General features: G+C 44.0%; 18 protein-coding genes. 14 read left to right on the plus strand and 4 right to left on the minus strand.

Going from position 1 to position 22,689, the window contains the following annotated elements; all coding sequences use genetic code 11:
- The first annotated feature begins 82 nt into the window (after positions 1-82).
- Positions 83-643: a tetratricopeptide repeat protein gene (locus ACI4L0_RS11590; RefSeq protein ID WP_439800335.1), complete on the plus strand. Its 561-nt coding sequence runs from the start codon at positions 83-85 to the stop codon at positions 641-643.
- Positions 644-730: 87 nt separating this feature from the next.
- Here ACI4L0_RS11590 and ACI4L0_RS11595 read toward each other — a convergent pair whose 3' ends face one another.
- Entirely contained in the window at positions 731-859 is a 129-nt protein-coding gene (locus ACI4L0_RS11595; protein ID WP_439800336.1) for a hypothetical protein, read from the minus strand.
- 323 nt (positions 860-1,182) lie between these two features.
- On the opposite strand from ACI4L0_RS11595, the gene ACI4L0_RS11600 reads away from it, so the two are divergent.
- The 11 genes from ACI4L0_RS11600 (at position 1,183) to ACI4L0_RS11650 (ending at position 15,644) form a co-directional block, all read left to right on the plus strand.
- Positions 1,183-1,629 (plus strand): hypothetical protein, encoded by a 447-nt coding sequence (locus tag ACI4L0_RS11600; protein WP_439800337.1) that lies wholly within the window; start codon positions 1,183-1,185, stop codon positions 1,627-1,629.
- A gap of 172 nt (positions 1,630-1,801) precedes the next feature.
- Positions 1,802-3,514 (plus strand): tetratricopeptide repeat protein, encoded by a 1,713-nt coding sequence (locus ACI4L0_RS11605; RefSeq protein ID WP_439800338.1) that lies wholly within the window; start codon positions 1,802-1,804, stop codon positions 3,512-3,514.
- A gap of 352 nt (positions 3,515-3,866) precedes the next feature.
- Complete coding sequence (gene yajC, locus ACI4L0_RS11610; protein WP_439800339.1) at positions 3,867-4,286, plus strand: preprotein translocase subunit YajC; 420 nt, start codon at positions 3,867-3,869, stop codon at positions 4,284-4,286.
- On the plus strand, positions 4,279-6,018 hold the full coding sequence (secD, locus tag ACI4L0_RS11615) for a protein translocase subunit SecD (RefSeq protein ID WP_439800340.1): 1,740 nt from the start codon (positions 4,279-4,281) through the stop codon (positions 6,016-6,018). The genes yajC and secD overlap by 8 nt, the downstream gene beginning before the upstream one ends.
- Entirely contained in the window at positions 6,018-7,271 is a 1,254-nt protein-coding gene (secF, locus tag ACI4L0_RS11620) for a protein translocase subunit SecF (protein ID WP_439800341.1), read from the plus strand. Before secD ends, secF begins: the two co-directional genes overlap by 1 nt.
- A gap of 147 nt (positions 7,272-7,418) precedes the next feature.
- Entirely contained in the window at positions 7,419-8,279 is an 861-nt protein-coding gene (ispH, locus tag ACI4L0_RS11625) for a 4-hydroxy-3-methylbut-2-enyl diphosphate reductase (RefSeq protein ID WP_439800342.1), read from the plus strand.
- Positions 8,280-8,513: 234 nt separating this feature from the next.
- On the plus strand, positions 8,514-9,584 hold the full coding sequence (locus tag ACI4L0_RS11630; RefSeq protein ID WP_439800343.1) for a hypothetical protein: 1,071 nt from the start codon (positions 8,514-8,516) through the stop codon (positions 9,582-9,584).
- Positions 9,585-9,586: 2 nt separating this feature from the next.
- Positions 9,587-12,745: a FlgD immunoglobulin-like domain containing protein gene (locus ACI4L0_RS11635; protein WP_439800344.1), complete on the plus strand. Its 3,159-nt coding sequence runs from the start codon at positions 9,587-9,589 to the stop codon at positions 12,743-12,745.
- 398 nt (positions 12,746-13,143) lie between these two features.
- A complete protein-coding gene (locus ACI4L0_RS11640; protein WP_439800345.1) occupies positions 13,144-14,220 on the plus strand; it encodes a hypothetical protein in 1,077 nt (358 codons plus the stop codon).
- A 120-nt stretch (positions 14,221-14,340) separates the two neighbouring features.
- On the plus strand, positions 14,341-14,631 hold the full coding sequence (locus tag ACI4L0_RS11645; protein WP_439800346.1) for a hypothetical protein: 291 nt from the start codon (positions 14,341-14,343) through the stop codon (positions 14,629-14,631).
- Positions 14,628-15,644 (plus strand): SPOR domain-containing protein, encoded by a 1,017-nt coding sequence (locus ACI4L0_RS11650; protein ID WP_439800347.1) that lies wholly within the window; start codon positions 14,628-14,630, stop codon positions 15,642-15,644. Before ACI4L0_RS11645 ends, ACI4L0_RS11650 begins: the two co-directional genes overlap by 4 nt.
- Positions 15,645-16,238: 594 nt before the next feature.
- Here ACI4L0_RS11650 and ACI4L0_RS11655 read toward each other — a convergent pair.
- From ACI4L0_RS11655 to ACI4L0_RS11665, 3 genes are all read right to left on the minus strand, one after another.
- Complete coding sequence (locus tag ACI4L0_RS11655; RefSeq protein ID WP_439800348.1) at positions 16,239-16,517, minus strand: hypothetical protein; 279 nt, start codon at positions 16,515-16,517, stop codon at positions 16,239-16,241.
- A 15-nt stretch (positions 16,518-16,532) separates the two neighbouring features.
- Positions 16,533-17,123: a hypothetical protein gene (locus ACI4L0_RS11660; RefSeq protein ID WP_439800349.1), complete on the minus strand. Its 591-nt coding sequence runs from the start codon at positions 17,121-17,123 to the stop codon at positions 16,533-16,535.
- Between the two features lie 97 nt (positions 17,124-17,220).
- Positions 17,221-18,726, minus strand: coding sequence for a glycine hydroxymethyltransferase (locus ACI4L0_RS11665; protein ID WP_439800350.1), 1,506 nt, complete (start codon positions 18,724-18,726; stop codon positions 17,221-17,223).
- Positions 18,727-19,198: 472 nt separating this feature from the next.
- Between ACI4L0_RS11665 and ACI4L0_RS11670 the strand changes: the two genes are divergently transcribed.
- Both ACI4L0_RS11670 and ACI4L0_RS11675 read left to right on the plus strand, forming a co-directional pair.
- Entirely contained in the window at positions 19,199-21,931 is a 2,733-nt protein-coding gene (locus ACI4L0_RS11670) for a valine--tRNA ligase (RefSeq protein WP_439800351.1), read from the plus strand.
- A 95-nt stretch (positions 21,932-22,026) separates the two neighbouring features.
- Positions 22,027-22,629, plus strand: a complete 603-nt coding sequence (locus tag ACI4L0_RS11675; protein WP_439800366.1) for a hypothetical protein — start codon at positions 22,027-22,029, stop codon at positions 22,627-22,629.
- The last annotated feature ends 60 nt before the right edge of the window (positions 22,630-22,689 follow it).

Consider the following 22,689-nt stretch of genomic DNA (forward strand, 5'->3'; position numbering starts at 1 on the left):
ATCGGGTCATATGTCACGGGTATACTATCCCAAATCGAATAAGATAATTCAATAATATTAATATACGAGGAGAAAATTGTTTATGAATAAATGTAATGAAAAGATTTTAAAATACGAGCGCGCATTGTCTTTGCTGACTGAAGGAACTGCTGAGAGAAATCAGGAACAGATAAAAGACGGGCTGGAACTTTTTGCTTCAATGGAAAATCCTGCTGATGAAAGGGAAGAAAATGCGGTGCGAAAAATTTTTGAAGTGATTTTAAGAAAGGAATTATATGATTTGGCGTTTGTTCCGGGGATGATTAAAAAGCTTGCGGAACAGGGGAACGCTGTAGCGCAATGCCGTCTTGGCTGGATGTATATGGAAGGCCGCGGCGTAGAACAGGACTTAAAGAAAGCCGTTGAGTGGTACAGAAAAGCGGCAGAGCAGGGGAATGCTTCCGGTCAGTGTAATCTTGGCAGGAGGTATGAATACGGACAAGGCGTAGAGCAGGATTATGAGGAAGCCGTCAAGTGGTACACAAAATCAGCAGAACAGGAATATGCTCCTACAAAAAAAGCTGCAAAAAAAGCCCTTGAAAGATTAGCAGAGCAGGGAAATTATGATGCAGAAGAAGCACTTGAAAAATTGAAAAAAAAGTAATTCATTTTACATCAAATGCAACCGTTGGCAGATGCTGAATCAAGTTCAGCATGACAGGGTGTTGTCATTCCGAACTTGTTTCGGAATCTATGCATTGTATACATGCAGATGCTGAAACGAGTTCAGCATGACATATACTGTATACAGCATGACAAGCACTGTATACAGCATGACATGGGGGCGGTTTGTGGCATGATGATGCTTTATAACTGTCATTCCGAACTTGTTTCGGAATCTATGTGGTTACAAGACACGGATACTGAAATAAGTTCACAGATGCTGAAACGAGTTCAGCATGACAATGTAGTGTATACAGCATGACGATGCGCTGTATACAGCATGACAATGCACTGTATACAGCATGACAAGCACTGTATACAGTATGACGGGGTTTTAGACAGTGGAATTTTCCGGGGCTGAATGAATCTGCTTTAGCCGTTGTCAAGAATTGAAATTTATCCTATTATTACCCATGATATTGTGGAAATCTTAAAGAGCATCAGCTTTTTGAAGTTTCCTTGTGATAGTGGGTTGTCTTTATGGAAGATTCTAAGCGGAAAAAAAAGAACTCTCCTGCAACGCTGAGAAGACAGAGTCTGTGCATTGCCCTTGGGTTCATGCTTGTTTTTGACAGTGTTTTTTTTGCATTGCTGAATATAGAATTTTTGCATCTTAATTTAAAGGAACTGTGGCCTGTGATTGTTATAAACGCCGGGCTGGCTTTTCTTGTTTCTGACTTGTTCATCTATAGAAAAATACGGACTGTTTTCTTGTTCCCGTCGGCGGCGCTTTTTATTCTGGGAGTTATTTTCCTGCTGTTTTCCCTGCACCTGTTTCATATTTCATTCGTTAAATTTATTTCTGTTTTCTGGCCTATAGTCCTCTTTGTTCTTGGAATTCTGCTTATCCTTGTTTATGGCGTCCAAAGAATGAACGGCGAGGAATTTCCGTATATGACTGATGATTCCTCGGAAGACAGTTTTTAGAGTTTAAAACAGCCTGGAACGGTATGCTGTTTTGCGGTGTTTCAGAAAAGGTGCCTGAAAAAACGCGGCGCTCTTTTGCTGAAGGGAACTAAAAAGATATAGGGGTGCCTTGGAAAATTCCTTTTTCCGGGCGGCTTCCATAATCAGGAAAGAATTTCTTTATAATAGAAGAATGCGCGGAATTTTTTATTCCTTTTTGGTTATTGTATTATCATTTGTTTTCTCTTGCGCCTCCGCGCCGACTTCAGAAAAAGCGGAACTTTCTTCTGTTTCCGTTCAGTCTGTTCCGTCAAAGAACCGTTCTTTTTTTTCTTCTATTAATAAAGAAACAATGCGCCTTGTTGAAATAGGCTCTCCGTGGAGTTTCAGGCAGGCGGCGGCTTCTATCCACAGGACTTCGCAGGATGACTACACGGAGGCTGAGCGGTGTCTGCTCTATATTTCCGCCGAGATTATGAAAATTGCATGGCCGTCTGAAAATATCACCTGGACTGTGCCGCCGCTTTCAAGATACAACCAGTACACCGGGGCTATCGAGAGTGCAAAAAAGGGAATTTATGACTTGAGCACAAGCGGCTCTGATTTTCTTTCTGTTGTGCTTCCTTCTCTTGCCCTGCTGACTTCTCCCGAAACAATGTCGGGCTATTATTCCCGGGCGGAGCAGTCTTTGAAGGCGGCGCTTGAGATGTGCCCTGATTCTGTGCTTGCGAATTACCTCATGGGAACTCTCTGCCTTGGAAAAAATGACAGTGAAAACGCGCTCTTGTACTTCAAGGCAAGCAACGGAAAGTATTCCGGCGGAAACAAGGAAATCCTAAAGGCTGTTGCGCAGTCATGTTTTCTCACCGGCCGCTATGAGCTTGCCCTTTCGTTCGGGGAAGAGCTTCTTTCGCATTTTCCGCAGGACATAGAGATTTTAAAGACCTGCGCCCAGGCAGCATACAGCCTCGGGGATTTTGACAAGACAGAGGGCTTTGTTGTCCGTGTTCTTCTTCTGGAGCCTGACAATACAAGCTATGTTCTTCTCCGCGCGAAAATCCTCATGGAAAAGCAGGACTACATAAGGGCCTCTTCGCTTCTTGATGCTGTTGAAAAGCGCAATATGCTTTCCCGCGAATACTACATTCTCCGCACACAGCTTCTCCGCGACTGGAGCAAGAATAATGCCGCCGCAATAGAAACGGCCGCAGAGGCACTCAGGCTTTATCCTGACGACACGGAAACTATGCTTGTGGCGGCAAAGACGGCCTCTGTTTCGGGGCTTGTCGTGAATGGAATTTCCGCCCTTGAGCTTTCGCAGAAGGTTCTTCAAAAGGATTCCGGGAATATTCAGGCGATGGAAATTCTTCTGGAGGAATACATAAAAAAATCTGAATTCACAAAGGCATATTCGCTCAGCTCTGCCCTGATTCAGATTCCTGCCGCCAGAAAAACATCGCTTTTCAGCCATATTGACATCTGCCTTGCCCTCAAGAAAAACACCGAGGCGATGGAGCTTGCAAAAAAGGAATACGATGATAATCCTGCTGACGAAGATTCATGCATGGCATATATAAAAGTCCTTTTTGCCACCGGGCAGGAAAAGTCTGCGCTTCAGCTTATTTCCGCGCTGCTTCCTTCCGCCGGCTCAAGGATGAAAAGCTTTTTGTACTTTGAGCGCAGCCGGGCGCAGATTTCGGAAGAGGCAGTGCTTGCAGATCTTAGGGCAAGCCTTACCGCAAATCCGCGCAACAAGGATTCCCTCTACAGGCTCTATGAATTGTACTATGCAAAAAAAGACTGGAGGCGGGCGCAGTATTATCTGAAGCAGGTTGTCGCCCTTGACCCTTCAAATTCCGTGTATCTCCGCAAGAACTCCGAGCTTGAAAAGCTTCTGGGCAAATAGCCGCCGTTCCGCGGAAACTATTTTTTTTCACTGCTAAAAACCTTCCCTTTCATTCTCTTGTAAAATTATCTGAATAATGTTATTCTGTGTCATGTTTTTAAGCAGGTTCGTGAGGGTGCTTTTCGGACGGCTTGAAAGCTCTCAGGGCATTTTCTAAAAAAATCGGCAAGATGAATTTTTAGAGGCGGCCTTGAAAAACGCCGGATAATAGAAGTGCGGATTATTCGGTGTAAAAAATAATATCTGCTATTCAGTATTTAGGAAATACGGAAAATAGCAAGGGAGCTGTGGTTAATCGCAAAAAGTGTTAATCATCGCTTTCTTAAATTATTTGCAAAAGGAAGGATTTGATATGTTGAGCAATTCACTTTTGTTGCAGAGCGCGGATGCCATGGGCGGCGGCTTTGGAATGTTTCTGCCTTTAATTCTTATCATGGGAATTATGTACTTTTTTATGATTCGTCCGCAGAATAAAAAGCAGAAAGAGCTTCAGAAAATGCTTGATGCGCTTCAGAAGGGCGACAAGGTTGTTACTATTGGTGGAATTCACGGAACTGTAAGCTCGGTAAAAAAAGATTCAGATATCATCGTTGTAAAAGTAGATGAAAACACAAAGATTGAATTCAGCCGCTCTGCTATTTCATCTGTAGTTTCTGACAAGCCTGCTCAGAAATCAGAGGAAAAAAAGAGCGCAAAAAAACAGAAGGAAGAAAATAAATCTGGCTCTGATAAAAAATCTTCCGAGGATTCAGAGGAAAAGAAAGATGAGTAAGAAAAGCCGTCTTTTTATGATTATTGCGGTGCTGGCTTTGTGCTTTGCATTTTTGTGGCCTTCAATCAGCTGGTATGTCCGCACGCCAAAAGAGGACAAAGTGCTTGCATTAAGCTCTTTGGAAAATATCAAGGATTATTCAACTTTTAAAGCCAGCTCCGAGGTGAAAAAACTTGTTGAGGCTGTAAAGGAAAATCCGGACGCTCCTGTGCCAGAGGATTGCCAGTGGCTCATCGAGCAGGCAAAAAAGAACTACAAGGCTTCGGGCGAAAAAGCTCCTTCTGTGATTCTTTTGAAGGATGCTCTCAATTCATTTGAGTCCAAGCCGGAGCTTGCTTCTTTTATTGAAGGTGTTTACAGAAAAAAAATCCTGAAGATAAAAAGCTTTTATAGGAATTCAGTAAAGCTCGGTCTTGACCTTTCAGGCGGAATGAACGTAATTGTAAAGGCTGACCTTGACGCTGTAGTGGCAAAGCAGGACGGAGCTGTTGACGCGGCTGTTTTGAAGTCTGAGGCTATGGCGCAGGCTATTGAAACTCTTACAAGCCGTATTGACCGCTTTGGCTTGAGTTCTCCTACAATCAGACAGCAGGGCGAAGACAGAATTTACATAGAGCTTCCGGGTTCTGCCGAGGCTGACCAGATTAATTCTATAATCCAGGGCCGCGGTATTTTGAATTTCCGCCTTGTGGACCGTGCGGCAACAGACAGCTTCAATATGTATTATTATACCAACGAGCGTGAGTCTGTGTTTGATGCGCGCGGAAATCTGATTGACCCTTCTATTATTCCTGATGACTGCGATGTTTTCGGCTACTATGAAACTGACGAATACGGTCTTGACCAGCGGATCGGGTATCTTGTTGTAAAGAAGGAAATCGCGCTGGACGGAAAGCACATAAAATCCGCGGATGTTGCTTCTGAGGAGCTTACAGGCCGCCCTACGGTTGTGTTCTCTCTTGACTCCGAAGGCACTGATATTTTTGGAAAGTTTTCAGCTGCCCATGTCGGCCAGGAGCTTTGTATTGTCAGCGATAACAAAATCAAGTCAAATGCTGTTTTGCAGAGCGCCATTCTGGACGGACAGGTTCGCATCACTGGAAATTTCGGGCAGCGTGAGGCTTTGAATTTAAGAAAGGTTTTGCAGACTGCCTGGCTCGATGTTCCGCTTTCAGTTGAAAGCCAGCAGGTAATTGGAGCTTCCCTTGGAGAACAGGCAATCAGGCAGGGACTTTGGGCTGTTGCGGCGGGTCTTGTTTCGATTATGCTGTTCATGCTTGTGTGGTATCACGGCTCTGGAATAAATGCATGTATTTCCCAGGTCTTGAACCTCTATATTATGTTCAGTATTTTGAGCGCATTCAATCTTACTATTACATTGCCGACTGTTGCAGGTATGATTCTTACAATAGGAATGGCGACAGATGCGAATGTTATTATTTTTGAGCGCATAAAGGAAGAGCGCCGTCTTGGAAAAGACAGAGTTTCAAGTATTGCGATTGGATTCGATAATGCAAAGTGGGCAATTATGGATTCAAACATCACTACATTTATTGCGGCGATGTTTATGGCGCAGTTTGGAAGCGGTGCCGTGCAGGGATTCGCAGTGAGCCTTGCCATCGGTGTTGTTTCAACTGTGTTTACTGCTCTGGTTGTTTCTAAGCTTATATTTGATTTCCAGACTGAAGTTCTAAAAATAAAGAATATCAGCATTGGCTGGGGGATAAAATAATGAAAACAGTAAAGAAATTCAGTAAAGCGTTTCCTGCCTGCGCTGTTTTGAGTTCAGTTTTGATTCTGTTTGGAATCGCAGGATTTTTTATCCGTGGAATAAATTTCGGCATTGATTTTGTGCCGGGTCTTTTAGAGGAAGTCCGCATTGCTCCTGCCGCAGTTGAAGTTTCATATTCCGGCTCTGCAAATGTGGGGCTTGGAATTTCAAGCACAGGCCTGGAGCTTGTTATAACAGGAACCAGCTCTGAAAACGAAACAAAATTTTTCTCTTATGCACAGAATCCAACCGTAAAGGACATTGCGGCTTCTCTTTCTGAAGTGGAAGGCGTGACTGTTTCTGTGAAGGGGTCTGAGAATGCAGACTCATACGGAATTTATCTTGACAGCTCTTCAACTTCAAGGCTTTCCAAAAATGATCCTGTTCTGCTTTATGTTTCTGATGAGTCGAACGTAGTTACTGTTGATGAAGTCCGCGCTGCTCTTGCTTCTGAAAATGTTGTGGTAAAGGAGCTTGGCGATGCTTCATCCAGAAGCTTCCAGATTCGCGCGGCAATTTCAAAGACTTCTGCTTCATCTGATACACTTCAGTCGGAAATTATGGGCTCGCTTAAAGCCCGTTTCGGCGAAGACAATGTTGCAATTATAAAGACTGATTTTGTAGGCTCTGGATTTTCCAGCAGCAATGGGATGAAGTCTGTTATTCTTGCAGTGTTTACTCTTTTTGTAATCTGGCTTTACTGTTCCGTGCGCTTCCACTGGGATTTTGCGCTTGGCGCTATAATCGGTCTTGTTCATGACTGCTTTATAATGTTTACGTTCATTTCCTGGTTCCAGATTGAATTTTCTGCGACAAGCTTTGCGGCTGTTCTTACAATCTTTGGATATTCTATAAACGCCACTATTGTTATTCTTGACCGTATCCGCGAGAACATACGCCTTGTTCAGACAAAGAGTTTCAATGACATTTTGGACGCTTCAATTTCTGGAACAATAACCCGTTCTGTTATTACAACTGTGACAACGCTGTTTGCTTCTGTTTCGCTTTTGATTTTTACTTCTGGAAGCATAGAGAATTTTGCGGCTATTCTTACTGTGGGACTTCTTTCTGGCTGCTATTCTTCTATTTTTATTGTTTCAGGCTTTATTTCCCTGATGAGACGCCATTGGGAGCCGGGCGAATTTTCCGCTCATGTAAGGCCTCATACAGGCAAGAAAATTGTTGCTTCGTTTAATTCGGCGCAGAATGTATAAATCCGCGCGCTGACTGTTATTGAAGCGGCGCCTTGAATTTCCGGGGCGCTGCTTTCAGGCCGTGACATTTTTGAGAAGCCCGGAAATCTTTTGGTTTTTCGGTGCAGCTCTTTTTGTTGCGGCTTTTTCTTTTTTCTCGGAGTTTTTTTGAAAGTTATTCGTGCCAAGGTTCTGGGGTTCTGCATAGGTGTCCGGCGTGCTGTTGAAACTGCCTATGAGGCTCTGGAAAATTCAAAAGGAAGTGAAGGGCGCAGGGTTTTTACGCTCGGGCCTCTGATTCATAATCCGCTTGTAATGGATTCTCTAAGAAAAAACGGCGCTGAAATTCTTGAGCCTTCCTCTCTTGAGCTGGCGGGAAAGAATTCTGTTGTTGTAATCCGGGCGCATGGAACAACACCCCAGACTGTGCGCGCTCTTGAGGAAATGGGAGCGGAAGTCCTTGATGCCACCTGTCCGCGTGTTCACCTGAGCCAGAAGCGTGCCGCTGAATGGGCTGAAAAAGGCTTTCTGGTTGTGATTGCGGGCGACAGAAACCACGGAGAGGTTGTGAGTATTTCAGGCTACGCGGAAAACAGTTTTGTTGTGGTTGAAAATGCGGATGAGGCGCGCGGAATTGAGCTTCCTGAAAAAGCTGTCCTGATTGCACAGACAACTTTCAGCCCCGTGGAATTTGAAAAGATAGCTTCTGTGCTGCAAAAGAAAAATCCGTTGATTCAAATATTCAATTCAATCTGCTCTGCTACAATGGAAAGACAGAATGCGCTCAGGGAGCTTTCTGAAAAAACAGAGGCTGTACTTGTTATCGGCGGAAAAAATTCCGCAAACACAAGGAGGCTTTATGAAACCGCATCTTCAATTTGTGCGAACACTGCATTGATTGAAGATGCCAGTGAAATTCCCGGCAATTTTTTTGACTTTGGGACTGTGGGGCTGACAGCCGGAGCGAGCACCCCGGATTTTGTGATAGACGAGGTGGAGCGCGCTCTGCTTGAGCATCATTTAAATTAGTTTTAATTTGTATTATAATCAGGGAACTTCTGGCTGGCACTTGAGCCGTTTGATTTACATTCAGGCTGCTCAGTGTTTGCCTGAAGCTTCAAAAAATATTTGAAAGTGAATTTTGGGAGACTCCCTTATTGCGTGTCCGTTTGCGCGGACAAACTGCATAGCTTTTAAAGATGAAACTTTTCTTTGCTGTGTGTTTTTAAGGGATAGGTGTCCTTGATTTTGGAGGTTTATTTTATGAAAAAGATAATTTTGGCTGCTGCCCTTGCTGCCTGTGCGGCCGGGCTTTTTGCCTACAATCCGCCCTATGGAGGCGAGGATCTTTTCAGGCTTACCCATCCTGAGCTTATGTCCGGAGCGGCTTCTGCAACAGGCGGCCCTCTCTTTACTGTTGTTCCTGCTTCTATAGCCTATAATCCTGCGCTCACTGCTGGCGTTCAGCGTGCCGACATTGATTTCAGCGGAACTGTGTTCATTAATTTTGACAAGATAGAAATTGAAGGCGAAAGCAGCGATAAGACTGCTGGCGGCGGTTTTCAGGCCGGAATGATTATTCCCACAAAGTGGTCTGTTTTTTCCCTGACTGCGAGCGGTGTTTATGCTGATTTTTACGGAATGAATCTGCGTAAAACTATTGTCGTTCACGGCGGCGCATCAAAGGAAGTCACTGACAATCTTTCGCTTGGCGCGAATGTATACGGCGGACTCTATATGGGCAGCGGCTCTGATTTTTCCATTGGAGTTGATGCGGGCGCGCTTTATAAGCTGAGCAGCTTCAGCGTGTTCAAGAATCCAAGGGTGGGAGCTTCTCTTCTCAATATAGGAAAGCCGGCGGACTATGACACAATCGGAATTGATGAAAAAGAGGATTCTTCTGCATATCCGTCTGTTCTTACTCCGAGAGTTTCATTTGCATCGAATATTTTTGAAGCCCGTGATTGGACAGGCGCATTCAGCACGGATTTTTCGTTTCCGTTTTTTCAGAACTGCGTAATGGATTTGGGGCTGGGATTTGAGTACAACAATTTTATAAAGCTGTCAGTTGGCTGGCAGGCAAACATCCGTGAAATATCAGAAGGAAAGTCTGACGGCGTGAACTGCTTTTCCGTCGGAGTTTCAATCAGGCTTGGTGTTACCTCAAAGCGTATTTCGCAGACCAACGCTGACTGGGAAAAAAGCGAAGTAACTCCATGTCTTGCAACACAGACTTTGTATTCTAAAATTCAGGCTGTGAGTTTCGGCGCAAGAATTGACCTGGGGCTTAAAGACACTGAGGCGCCTGAAATAATTGTTTGGGATGAGGAATAAAAATGAAAAAATCGACTGGAACATTTTTTGCGGCATTTGCCCTGTGCTCTATGGTTGGACTGGCATCCGAGCTTTTTGCCGAGCCTGGAGTTTCATATATTTCACCTAATAACGACGGTGTTCAGGACACTCTTGAAGTGCCCCTGAAAATCCGCGACAAGCGATATGTAAAGGAATGGAGCTTTGTTGTCACAGATGAAAGCGGAGCTGTGGTAAGAACAATCGGAAACAAAATTTCGCTTCCTTCAAAATTTACTTTTAAGACATTCTGCAAAACTCTTATAGCTCCCAAGCGCGGAGTCGATGTTCCTGCTTCAATTATCTGGAACGGATTTTTGGACGACGGCTCCCTTGCAAAGGACGGAACTTATTATTATCAGTTTACGGCATGCGATGACAATGGAAACACAGCTTCCACTTCAAAGATGGCGGTTATTGTCGACAATACTCCGCCGCAGATAAACCTTGCAAAGCTTGAGGGCGCAGACAAGATTTTTGGCGAAGGAAGCAAGGTTGTCCTGAAAATCCGCCAGTCAGGCTCAGAGGAAAAGCTTTGGACTGCAAAAATTACAGATGCGAACGATTCTGTTGTGCGCACTTTTAAGTGGGAAAATTCTTCTCCGCTGGAAGTTGAATGGAACGGAACGGATGAAAACAAGTCGATAGTGCCTGACGGAATTTACAACTACGAAATTACTTCCACTGACTTGGCAGGAAACGTTTCTGAAAAGGCGCGGATTTCAAATATTATTTTTTCCGCAGAAAAACCTGAGATTGCAGTTTCAATAAACGGCTCCAGGTATTTTGCTCCGGCTCCGAAAGGCAGGGTTTCAGAGGAGCGCAAGACAATGCAGTTTTCTGTTGCAATTCCTTCGCCTGCTGCAAGCGTGAATTCGCTCAAGGACTGGCAGATTGCCATCGTCGGAAAAAACAGCGACACTGTATATTATTCAAAGTCCGGAAAAACAAATCCGCCGTCACTGTTTCAGTTTGACGGAAAAACTGATTCCGGGGCAGACCTTCAGGACGGAGAATACCGTGCAAGGATAAGCGCGGCGTATCTGAATGGATATGAGCCTGAGCCTGTTTATTCTCCTGTTTTTGTTGTTGACAATGAGGCGCCAAAGGCTTCTGTTTCTCTTCCGCAGAACACTGTCTTTAATGGAAAAAACAAATTTCAGATTTCCCAGAAGCAGGTTGCGGAGCCGGCATACACGGGTGAAAAATCCTGGAAGGGAAAAATTGTTGATGAACGCAATGCGAGCGTGAAGTCATTTGACTTTGAATCATCGCTTCCTGAAAAAGTTGAATGGGACGGGCTTGATGACAATGGCCAGTTTGTGAATGACGGAAAATACAAGTATGTCCTTGAGGTTTCTGAGCTTGCAGGAAACTTCAGTGAAATTCAAAGCTCTGAATTTGTGCTGGATACAAGCAAGACCGAGCTTGCGCTTTCTGTAAGCCCTTCTGCTTTTTCGCCGAACGCAGATGGAATTTTAGACAGGATTGTTCTTTCTCCTATTGCAAAGGCTTCGAGCGGAATTGATTCCTATGAGCTGAAAATTTCAGGAGCTTCAGTTGTAAAGACATTCAGAGGCACTGGAAAAATTCCTGCTTCGTTTACATGGGACGGCCTTGATGACAATGGAAACAAATGCGCTGACGGAGTGTATTCAGCCGTGATAAAAACTGTTGCCAACAGCGGAACAGAGGCCGAGGCGGTGAGCAGTGAATTTGTGCTTGATACAGTTGCTCCTTCTGTGAAAATTTCTGTGCCGTACACTGTTTTTTCTCCCGATGGAATTTCAAGCCGCCAGAATATTCCCGTGGCTGTTGAAGAATCTTCTGTTGAAACCAAGTGGACTGCCGAGATTTTTTCTGCTTCAGGAAAAGCTGTAAAGACATTTTCGTGGAGTAATTCAAAGGTTCAGGATTTTTCTTGGGACGGAACAGATAATAGCGGCAACAAGGCGCCGAATGGAAAATATTCGCTTGTTGTTTCCGCCAAGGATGCCGCCGGAAATGCCGGAAAAGCTTCTGTGCAGGAGCTTTCTCTGGATGCGCGTCCGGTGAGCGGATTTATTACGGCCGAGTACAAGGGGATTTCGCCGAATGCGGATGGAATTCTTGATGCGCAGAAATTCGATATAACAGTTTCTCTTGCAGAAGGAATTTCCGCCTGGAAATTTGATATTATAGATTCAAAGGGTATTGTAAAAACTTTCTCCGACAAGGAAATTGGCGCACTGCCCAAGCAGCTTATATGGACAGGCGACACTTCTGATAAAAAAACAGCGGAGGGAATTTTCACAGCCCGTCTTCATGTTGACTATGAAAAGGGAAATGTGCTGGATGCAGTTTCGTCTTCGTTTATCTGCACTTCTGTTCCGCCGCTTCTTGATGTGAAAACTTCGCCGAAGTATTTCAGTCCTGATAATGACGGCATTGACGATGACCTGTTTGTTGAGCTTGGCTATGAATCTCTTGCCGGACTGAAGAAATGGGATTTTACAATCAAAGACAGAAATGGAAAATCTTTCTGGAAGACAAGCGGAAAAACTGCGATTACAAAGCGGATTGTATGGGATGGCCGCGGAAACAACGGCGAGCTTGTGCAGTCAGCGGAGGACTATCCGTTTGAATTTACTGCCTATGACGATCTTGGAATGTCAAGCACTTTTGAAGGCGTTATAAATGTCGATGTTCTTGTTGTGCGTGACGGCGACAAGCTCAAGATGCAGATTCCTTCAATTATATTCAGAAGCAACGAGGCGGACTTCGGCGTAAGAACTGTTGATGCGAATGGAAATATTATAAAGCCGGGAATTACACAGGCGCAGGCGGATAACAACGCAAGAGTTATGAAGCGTGTTGCTGAAATTCTCAAAAAGTTCAAGGATTATAAAGTTACGATTGTCGGCCATGCAAACAGGGTTTCTGATAATTCTGCGGAAGAAACAGAGCCGGGTGTATGGGGCAAGGCTTTGATTCCTCTTTCTGAGCAGCGTTCTGAATATGTAAAAACTCAGCTTGTAAAAATCGGTGTCAGCTCATCCCGGCTTTCTGTAGTGGGCAAGGGCGGAACTGAACCGGTGGCGGACCGCAAGGATCCTTCTGTAAACTGGAAGAACCGCCGCGTTGAATTTATTCTTGAAAAATAAAGGGAGCTTGAACCGCTGGATTTTTTCAAGATGACTTTTAAGGGCGCTTTCTGAAAAACGTATTTTTTTAGAAGTTCTGCCCTGAACTGTCTGGCATGCTCAGTGTTCCTGCTGCTTTGCCAGTGGCAGTTTTTTCCAGCCTCGGGAAACAAAAATTTTCCGGGGTTGGCTTTTACTTTTCTGGATATTCAATTTTAAAAAATAAAAATTTCAAAAGATCATTGGACTATCCGCTTGCGCGGACGAATTATGCAATTCGAAAGTTGAAACTTTCTTCATTGCATAATTTTAAGGTGGTTTTAATGCTGGAATGTATAAAAATAGCAAGGGGTTTATTGCTTTTTATATTCATTGTGATTTTTTTTCCGCAGCCTGTTTTTCCGCAAGAGCAGGCTGATTTGACAGAAGAAGAAGCGCTGGCTGTTTCGGGGCAGGGGGATTCGCTTCAGGTTTCGCATGAAGAAAAGTCCTTGGAAAAATCAGATGAGCCTGACAGTTTGACTTCCGTTTCTGAAAAAAATGAAAACCCTGAATCTGAAAATATTCCGCCTGAAAATAATTCTTCCCAGAGTGAAGCCGATGAGCCTGCTCTGGAAAACTCTTCTGCTGAAAATATTTCCGAGGAAATTCCTGTTGAAAAATCCATAAAAAATCTGAAGTGGCTTAGAAACGGAATGGCTGTGGGCGATGCGATTCCTGTTTACAGCGGAACAAAGCTGACCTTGTATGCGGAAACTTCCGGCTTTCTTGAGGGAACGCCTGTCAAAATAAAAATCAGTGAGCAGGACGCGGACGAAAATGACGAAGTGGAAATTCTTTTTTCGCAAGTTCGCGGAAATAAAATAGAATGTGCGTGGACTGTTATTTATATGGAAGATGACGATGACTTTGATTCAGCGCATGAGCTTGAGGAAAAAGGCTTTACAATGCCGGAATATATTTTTACGATGGAATGTGGAGGAATAAAAAGCGAGGAAAGCAAGCTTCTTCTGTTAAAGGAAATCGGCTTTGTTTTTGGCGCGGTTAAAAATAATACAAAAGATTATATCGCTTTGAAGCTGGAAGAAAATGACAAGGAAACCGGGAGCAAAATAGTCCTTCTTGCTCCGAATGAAAAAATGACCGGGAATTTTGACGGCGCGATTTTAAAGAACGGAACCATTATAAAAGTTTCTTCAAAAAATCCTGCGCCTGTTAATTTTACAATCAATGAAAATTCAGAGGGAGCGATTTCATATATAATAACAGATGATTTGAGCGCCGCTGTGGACAAGGTTGCAAACATTGTAAAAAAAATCGGCAACAATATGATGAAGAGCGCTAAAGTCATGTCGGGAAAATTTGAAAACCAGAATACCGAAGAGGCAGTTTTGTACAGCTGGTGGAAAACGGTTCTGGATGAAATCGGAGAGCCTGAAACATGGGAATCCTGCTACAATTCAGAAAAGCAAAAAATTCTCCGCGAGGCATTTTAAAAACTTGAAAATGTTTTTTTATGCTTTTGTTTATAGAAATATGCGCTGACTAAAATTGAAATTTTGCTTGAATATAATTATACTTTCACTATTATAGATAAATTTTTAAGGGGTGTTTTTATGCCGGTAAAACTTATAGGAATTTTGATGCTTGTTGTGCTTGTTTCTCTTTTTACGGGATTTAATCTTTCCAACAGATGTACTATCTGGTTTTTTTATAGTTTTAAAGATATTCCGGTTTTTGCAGCTCTCTTTTCCGCTTTTATGGCTGGAGTTCTGATTACGCTTCCTTTTACTTTTAAAAAGAAAGATGAAAAAAAATCCGTCGCACCTTCTGAGCCGCGCGGAAAAAAAAGAAAAGAAAAACCTGAGCAGGAAAATTCATCTCCGGCGCAGGAGCCTGATGCATGAAAAAATTTTTTTTGATTTTTGCTCTCTGCATTTCTGTTTATTCCGCCTTTGCGCAGAATAAAAAATCGGCGGATATAATCAGAACTGAAGCCCTGAAACAGGAAACTGTTCTTGATTCAATCGATTACCTGAAGCGGAATATTGTCTATGCGGATACTCCTGCTGACACCCGTTCGCTTTTGTATTTTACAGGCTGTCTTCAGGAGCAGCTGGGGCTTTACAGCGATGCCGGAAATTCTTATGCAAAGGCCGCAGGTATCGCCGCGGTTGATGCCGCCGGAATGCCGAAAGTTTCCTCTGAACAGCTTGTGCTCAACGCCGTCCGTGTAAGCCTCTGCGCAGGAAACTGGGAAACTGCGAATTCATACTTGAACAGCGCAGTCCGAAATTCAAAGAATGAAAGTGTGCTTGCTGCTGTAAAACTGTATTCTGTCTGGAGCGATCTTTGCAGACTCAGCTCTGTTCCCGGCGCGGATATTTCAGATTCACTTGAACTGCTGAAGGCGTACAGTTCAATGCAGTCTATGAAATCAGTGCGTTCGCAGGTTTTGTTCACATTGTGGCATCTGACTTCTGAGCAGGTTTATGCGGATGAGCTTGAAAAAAATTTTCCTGCAACTCCGGAAGCTTCAATCGCAAACGGAAAGGCACAGATAATGAGAGTTCCTTTCTGGTATTTTATTCCCAAGAAAAATTCAGTGGCTGAAAGCTCTGTTCCCAGGGAAATCAATCCGCCTGATTCCGCTGCCAAAACTGATTCCCTTCCGCAAAAGGAAATTTCCGTGGAAAAAAAGCGTCCCGGAGCAAAACAGCAGCTTGGGCTTTTCAAGAAAAAAGAAAATGCCGATGACTGTGTTCGGAATGCCAGGGAAAAGGGATTTGACGCATACTGCTATACGGAAACTCGGGCAAGCGGAACAACGTATTTTATTGTTGCTGTGGATGAAAATGATTCGATGACGATGGGGCAGAAACTGAAAAATGCAGGCATTGACTGCTACACGATAAAATAAATCATGGATTTCTGGTGATTACAGCGTAAATTGATGCTTTTCAAAAAAAACACGGCGTACTTTTTTAAATTCTCGGCGTGAATTTTTTAAAACACGGCGTGTTTTTGGTGAATTCTCGGCGTGAATTTTACAGTTTTTACCAGAATTTTGCCGCTTTCTGATTAAGCGGATGTCCTGTTTCCTGCAAATAGCGGCGGCAAATTCCAGTTAATTAGGATTTGTGGAAAAAAAGGGTAGCTTATAAGACTGCTATACAAGGCGAGGTTTGTATAGTAGCAGGAAAAGCATATTTTACTGTCGTGTCGATTACTCCGCTTGCGTTCGTAAACCGAAATGCTTTTCATGGTTTCGTGTCTTGCGTTCTCCATTCCTACGCTGTCGCTTCGGAACTCGCCTAAAGGCGAGCCACTACAATCGCTAACCGAATGATTACGACGGCGATTCCACATTTTTTTCAAAAACTACAGAGTTAAGAAAACATAACTAATTTTTTTAATTTTCCTTTCATAAATTATAAACAATATATGCTATAGGAACGATTATTGACAAAACGATAAAAGGCATTGTTAACAGAAATCTTTTAATAAATCTCTCCTATGCACACAAATACAACATAAAGTTATCATCATTTGTTTCCGCTATTTTTTCTTCAAGATAAGGAATAACATTAGTATATCTTGGATACCATTTTTCTCGAACACCAAATAAATTTATTTCTCCTCGTATGCGCTTGAGAGTTTCAAGGTCATTTACGGAATCCAAATAATTAACAAATATTTCTCTTTCTTTATTAAATTCTGCTGAAGCCTTCTTAAACTGTTTTTGAAATAATATAAAAATGGCGACGCAAATAAATAAAATGATTACAAACATAATCCCTTTTCTCCATCAATAACCATAAGCTTCGAGTGTCTTATCGATAACATAGTCACAAAAAGATTTTTCTAATTGCTCAATTTTATTGCCTATAGAAATTATTAGTTCATCAAGGCTCATTGCTTTAGTTTGAGTTGAATTATATCGCACATGAGCTTCTCCAGCAACAGCAGAAGCTCCTATCCCAAATCGTACGCCTGCTCCTGTATTACCGACAGTTCCTTCTGATTTTGCAACTCCTATCGAAACATCAGTCTCTTTCGTATCTAAATCTAAAGTGAAATCACCACCAATTGAAACACCAATATCGGCTGATCCACCTATAGTCATTGTTTGACTAATTCCTGATTCAACGCCCTTTGATTTTATATCAAGCGAAATAGATATTCCCGCCGAAGCGTCAACACTGAATTCTGCACCAATGCTTTCAGAAATCCAAACACCAAATGTGATACCTTTTTCTTTTGAATATCCTATCGAAAAACCGGATGATACAGAACCACCAACACCAGCTCCTGCAGAACCAAAGAAGCCGATATTTAAAACAAATTTGCCATCCGGGTCTGTATACTTGACCGGATTATTTCCAGCGTAGTGGTACAAATTGCCATTGATGTGATTGGCGCGCTGTTCTGGAATGAGCAGGTTTGGGGAAACACTGTATAGTCCGCATTGTCTATTCAGTGTTTCCCCTGATTTATTACATTGCTTTTATAAATTCTTTTTTCAGGAATTCAAGGTCAAGCTCAGGGTAAAGGACGTGCTTGGAAAGAAGCTCCTGTACTTCCTTTTCGGCCTTTGCCTGTACAGCAGTGTCAAGCTCTATTTTTCCTTTTGCAGGTTTTCCGTCCTTTGTGATTCCAGGCTTTGTGCCTTTTAGAACAGTGTCGATTATTTCAGCGACTTTTTTCATGTCGTCTTCGTTCATTCCGAGCGTTGTAAGTCCTGGAGTTCCGATGCGGATTCCGCTTGTCCACCATGCGCCGTTTTTGTCATAGGGAAGAGCGTTTGCGTTTGCCGTGACACCGCATTTGAACAAGGCAGCCTCCGCCTGTTTTCCTGTGAGCCCGTATGTTGTGACATCAACAAGCATCAGGTGGTTTTCAGTTCCTCCTGTCTGGAGCTTCATTCCTTTTTCCATGCAGGCGGAAGCAAGAGCCTGTGCGTTTTTCACAACGTTCTGCGCATAGGTCTGGTATGCCTGTGTCTTGGCTTCCTTGAACGCTACAGCTTTTGCGGCGACAATATGATTCAGCGGACCTCCAAGCACCATAGGACAGCCCTTGTTCACATAGTCTGTGAATTCTTTCTTGCAGAGAATCAGCGCGCCCCTTGGACCGCGGAGAGTTTTGTGCGTTGTTGTTGTTACAACGTCAGCCCATTTCACAGGGTCGTAGTCGCCGGTAAAGACTTTTCCTGCAACAAGGCCAGCAAAGTGCGCCATGTCCACCATTAGAACTGCGCCGCACTTGTCTGCGATTTCACGGAACTTCTTGAAATTTATTTTGCGCGGATAGGCGGAATATCCGGTCAGAAGAATAAGCGGCTTGACTTCCATAGCCTGCTTTTCGATTGCATCATAGTCAAGGAGGCCTGTTTCGCGGTCAACTCCGTACGGATGGCTTTCGAACATTCTCGCCGAAACATTCATCTTGTAGCCGTGTGTAAGGTGTCCGCCGCATGAATAGTCAAGTCCCATGAGCTTCTGGTTTCCGAATCTTTTGCGCAGAATGTCGAACTGCTCCGCTGTTAGCTCGGCAAGCGAATTAACGCCCATTTCCTGGAGTGTGACATTTTCAACTGTCTTTGAAAGAATTGCCCAGTACGCCACAAGGTTTGCATCGCAGCCTGCATGGGGCTGAACGTATGCGTAATCCGCTCCAAAAAGCTCTGCCGCTTCCTTTGCCGCAGTCTTTTCTACGGAGTCAATATTCTCGCATCCGCCGTAGTAGCGGTGCTCTGGAAAGCCCTCTGCATATTTATCAGTGAGCAGGTTTCCCATTGCCGCCTGCACATTCAGCGAGCAGTAGTTTTCGCTCGCAACCAGCTTTAGGTGCCTGCGCTGGGTGGCAAGCTCCTTTACAATGTCCTCTGCAATTTCCGGAGCCACATCAGCAACCTGCTGAAGATTTGCAACATAGGACACCATGGCAGGATTCATTTTTCCGCCACATTCCTTTACATAGTTTTCAAGTGGAGTAGACATCTTTTTCGCCCTCGCTTTAAAATTAATGAAGTGCCGGTTAGCACCTGAATTGATTAGCCGGCACTTCATTGCTGTTTTTCATATCTGAAATACTGCAAACAGCGGATTTTTTGTTAAGGAAACCTCTAAAAATTCATTTGAAATAAATTCTTAGAGATCCCCTTAACACTGAAAATTATTTTAGTTTAATCTTCGGATTTCCGCAAGTGAGGCTCTGGAATCAGCGCGGACGAAAAGCCCTTCAGCGTAAAATTCCCGGCATGTTTTTTTTGAGGAAAAATATTCCGGCTGATACAAAATGGAGCGCATCAGGCTGACGGCGCGGCGATGATTGAAGTCAACATTGCAAACATCATAAAAAAATATTATAATTGCGTTTTATCGGTATCACTAAAAACTCTCTTCCATGTGATTTTTAGAGGTTCCCTATAGAAAAAAGGCTTTGCCGAGCCGGTGTATGCAAGAGGTTATGATGAAAGCGATTGAACTTGAAAAGTCCTATAATCCAAAGGATTTTGAAGATAGAATTTATGCTGAATGGGTTCAGAAAGGCTGCTTTAAGCCTTCGTCTGATTCTGATTCTCCGATTCATGGCTGCTATTTGAACAAATCTTCGTCAGCCGCTGTTTCAAAGTATACTGTCGTAATTCCTCCGCCGAATGTTACCGGTGTTCTTCACATGGGCCACGGTCTGAACAATACGCTTCAGGATATTGTGGTTCGCTATCATAGAATGAAGGGCGATGACACTCTCTGGATTCCCGGAACCGACCATGCCGGCATTGCCACTCAGAATGTTGTGGAGCGCGCTCTAAAAAAAGAAGGAAAAAGCCGCAATGATCTCGGGCGTGAAAAATTCCTTGAGCGCACCTGGCAGGTAAAGGAAGAGCATCATAATACGATTGTAAAGCAGCAGCGCAAGCTTGGAAATTCAGTTGACTGGAGCCGCGAGCGTTTTACAATGGACGAAGGTCTTTCCAAGGCTGTCCGTGATGTTTTTGTTACCCTGTACGAGCGCGGGCTTATCTACAAGGGGCATTATCTTGTGAACTGGTGTCCGCGCTGTGGAACTGCCCTTGCCGATGATGAAGTAGACCACATAGACACCGATGCTTTTATGTATCATATTTACTATGAATTTGAGGACGGCTCTGGAAAAATTGAAATTGCCACAACCCGCCCTGAAACTCTGCTTGGAGATACAGCGGTTGCGGTCAATCCGGATGACGAGCGCTACAAGTCTTTTGTGGGAAAAAATCTGAAGCTTCCGCTTACAGACCGCGTGATTCCCCTGATTGCAGATGCCTATGTAGACAAGGAATTCGGAACCGGAATGGTAAAAATCACTCCGGCGCATGACCCCAACGACTGGGAAGTGGGAAAACGCAACAATCTTGAAGCTATAAACATTCTGAATCCGGACGGAACTTTAAATGATGCCTGCCCTGAAAAATACCGCGGCCTGAAATGCCCTGAGGCCAGAAAACTTATAATAGAAGATTTAAAGGAGCTTGGGCTTTATAAGGGCGAAGAAAAAATAAAACATTCAGTCGGTCACTGCTACCGCTGCACAACTGTTGTCGAGCCGTATTTGAGCGACCAGTGGTTTGTAAAAATGAAGCCGCTTGCTGAAAAAGCCCTTGCCGCATGGAAAAACGGTGAATTTGTGTTTTATCCGCGCAAATGGGAAAATACTTTTTCGCACTGGATGGAAAATATCCGTGACTGGTGTATAAGCCGCCAGCTCTGGTGGGGGCACAGAATTCCTGTCTGGTACTGCTCCTGCGGCGAAACGATTGTTTCCAGGGAAGATGTTTCTGTCTGTCCTAAGTGCGGCTCCGGGAATCTTTCGCAGGATCCTGATGTGCTTGACACGTGGTTTTCATCCTGGCTGTGGCCGTTCAGCACTCTTGGCTGGCCTGAAGAAACTTCGGATTTTTCACAGTTCTATCCTACTACGGCGCTGGTTACGGCTTATGATATAATTTTCTTCTGGGTGAGCCGCATGATTATGGCCGGTCTTGAATTCACTGGCAAATCTCCTTTTCACGATATTTATATACATGGTCTTGTGCGCGACAAGCAGGGCCGAAAAATGTCAAAGACCCTTGGAAACGGCATAGATCCGCTTGAGATTATAGACCTTTACGGTTCAGATGCCCTGAAATTCACCTTGGGCTATATGTGCGCCCAGGGTCAGGATGTTCTGGTGGACAAGGATTCGTTTAAAATGGGCAGCCGCTTCTGCAACAAAGTGTGGAATGCGAGCCGCTATATTCTTGGAAATCTTGAAGACCGCACGCTTGTTCCTGTTTCTGACTCTGACTTGAACGAGCTTGACAGCTGGATTTATACCTGCCTTGAAAACGCAGTGGAAAATGCGCGCGCTGCCTTTGAAAGCTACCGCTATAATGACGGAGCTTCCGCGCTTTATGAGTATTTCTGGAATGATTTCTGCGACTGGTATGTTGAGGCTACAAAGCTTTCATTTAAAGACGGCGATGACAGGGAAAAAGACCGCGCTGTTTCTGTTCTGCTGAATGTGCTGGAGGAAAGCCTTCGCCTGCTTCATCCTTATATTCCGTTTGTCACTGAAGAAATTTACTCAAAGCTTCCGCTTTCACAGATTGTTGAAAACAGGAAGAAATCCGGCGTGCAGAAAATTCTTCCGGCGGATGACTATGAAGGGCTTCTTGTTACGGCTCCTTATCCAGAGGCAAAAGACGGCAGGGTTGATGCTGAAATCACCGGGCGTTTTGAGGTTTTAAAGGAGCTTATCAGAACAGTGCGCGGACTTAGAGTTGAATGTGGAATTGATCCTGCAAGCAAGCTGCACATCGCTGTGAAAATTTCAGCCGGCTCGAGCGCGGAAGTGATCAGAGAAAAAACAGGCATGGTCTGTCTGCTTGCCGGTGTAAGCAAGATTGACTTTGTGGACTCGAATCCTGAAAAATCAATCGGCGCAGTCGGCTCTGGCTTTGAGGCGTTCCTGCTGGTTGACGAAGGTGTGAACAAGGAGCAGCTCCGGCAGAAATTTGCCCGTGATATTGAATATGAAACAGAAAATGTCCGCCGAAGCTCTGTCAAGCTGAATGGAAAATTCGCAGAGCATGCTCCGGCTGAAGTTGTTCAGGAGGAAAGAAGACGCATGGAGGAAGCTAACCGCCGCATAGAAAAGCTGCGCTTGTATCTTCAGAACTTGTAAGTGTTTCAGGCTGCCCCTGGAAAATGCTGCTTCAGGGGTTTGCTTCAGCTTTTTGATATGCCTTCAGGAGGATTCTTATGAAAAGAAAATATGAAATGGCGGTAGAAAAGCCACAGCAGATGGACAACGAGCACATGCTTCAGCTGAAAAATATCTATCTTGCGCCGTATATGCAGATTGCTACAGCTTTGATTGGCAAGGCGCGGTTTGCAGGCGGCAATATGTTCCGCCATCAGCTTGATACCATGGGAATCCTCATAGACTATGGCTACATAGACAATATTCTTCTGAAGGCGAGCTGTGTCCATGATACAATAGAAGATATCGAAGGCTTTGACGAAAATCTTATCCGCAACGCCGATTCAGACGGTCCTGAGGTTCTGGAGCTGGTAAGGGAAGTTACAAAGCGTCCGGGGCAGATTAAGAGCGACTATCTGAAGTCCATAATAGAAAACGGCAGCCAGCGTGCAAAGGTTCTTAAATGCGCTGACAGAATTTCAAATATGATAAGCCTGGGATTTGTGACGAGCAATGAATTTATTGAACGCTACTGTGACGAAACCGAGTATTTTATTCTTCCGATCGCAGTTGAGGTTGACTTCAATATGTACCAGGAGCTTATCAGCCTTGTTATGAGCCGCCGCGAGCATCTTGAAAAATCCGGCTATTTTGACAGAAAAGAAGAGAGGGAAGAATAATTTGCGCGCTGTAAATTCCTGTGCTATAATTGGCGGAGTGTTCCTGGAGATTTTTGCATA

This window comes from Treponema sp., from assembly GCF_051883275.1.
Lineage (GTDB): Bacteria > Spirochaetota > Spirochaetia > Treponematales > Treponemataceae > Treponema_D.

What these genes read in the sequence shown, in the direction of transcription:
- ACI4L0_RS11590 (WP_439800335.1), top strand. Translation starts at nt 83, where the DNA reads ATGAATAAATGTAATGAAAAGATTTTAAAATACGAGCGCGCATTGTCT.
- ACI4L0_RS11595 (WP_439800336.1), bottom strand. Translation starts at nt 859, where the DNA reads ATGACAGTTATAAAGCATCATCATGCCACAAACCGCCCCCATGTCATG.
- ACI4L0_RS11600 (WP_439800337.1), top strand. Translation starts at nt 1,183, where the DNA reads ATGGAAGATTCTAAGCGGAAAAAAAAGAACTCTCCTGCAACGCTGAGA.
- ACI4L0_RS11605 (WP_439800338.1), top strand. Translation starts at nt 1,802, where the DNA reads ATGCGCGGAATTTTTTATTCCTTTTTGGTTATTGTATTATCATTTGTT.
- yajC (WP_439800339.1), top strand. Translation starts at nt 3,867, where the DNA reads ATGTTGAGCAATTCACTTTTGTTGCAGAGCGCGGATGCCATGGGCGGC.
- secD (WP_439800340.1), top strand. Translation starts at nt 4,279, where the DNA reads ATGAGTAAGAAAAGCCGTCTTTTTATGATTATTGCGGTGCTGGCTTTG.
- secF (WP_439800341.1), top strand. Translation starts at nt 6,018, where the DNA reads ATGAAAACAGTAAAGAAATTCAGTAAAGCGTTTCCTGCCTGCGCTGTT.
- ACI4L0_RS11630 (WP_439800343.1), top strand. Translation starts at nt 8,514, where the DNA reads ATGAAAAAGATAATTTTGGCTGCTGCCCTTGCTGCCTGTGCGGCCGGG.
- ACI4L0_RS11635 (WP_439800344.1), top strand. Translation starts at nt 9,587, where the DNA reads ATGAAAAAATCGACTGGAACATTTTTTGCGGCATTTGCCCTGTGCTCT.
- ACI4L0_RS11645 (WP_439800346.1), top strand. Translation starts at nt 14,341, where the DNA reads ATGCCGGTAAAACTTATAGGAATTTTGATGCTTGTTGTGCTTGTTTCT.
- ACI4L0_RS11650 (WP_439800347.1), top strand. Translation starts at nt 14,628, where the DNA reads ATGAAAAAATTTTTTTTGATTTTTGCTCTCTGCATTTCTGTTTATTCC.
- ACI4L0_RS11655 (WP_439800348.1), bottom strand. Translation starts at nt 16,517, where the DNA reads ATGTTTGTAATCATTTTATTTATTTGCGTCGCCATTTTTATATTATTT.
- ACI4L0_RS11665 (WP_439800350.1), bottom strand. Translation starts at nt 18,726, where the DNA reads ATGTCTACTCCACTTGAAAACTATGTAAAGGAATGTGGCGGAAAAATG.
- ACI4L0_RS11670 (WP_439800351.1), top strand. Translation starts at nt 19,199, where the DNA reads ATGAAAGCGATTGAACTTGAAAAGTCCTATAATCCAAAGGATTTTGAA.
- ACI4L0_RS11675 (WP_439800366.1), top strand. Translation starts at nt 22,027, where the DNA reads ATGGCGGTAGAAAAGCCACAGCAGATGGACAACGAGCACATGCTTCAG.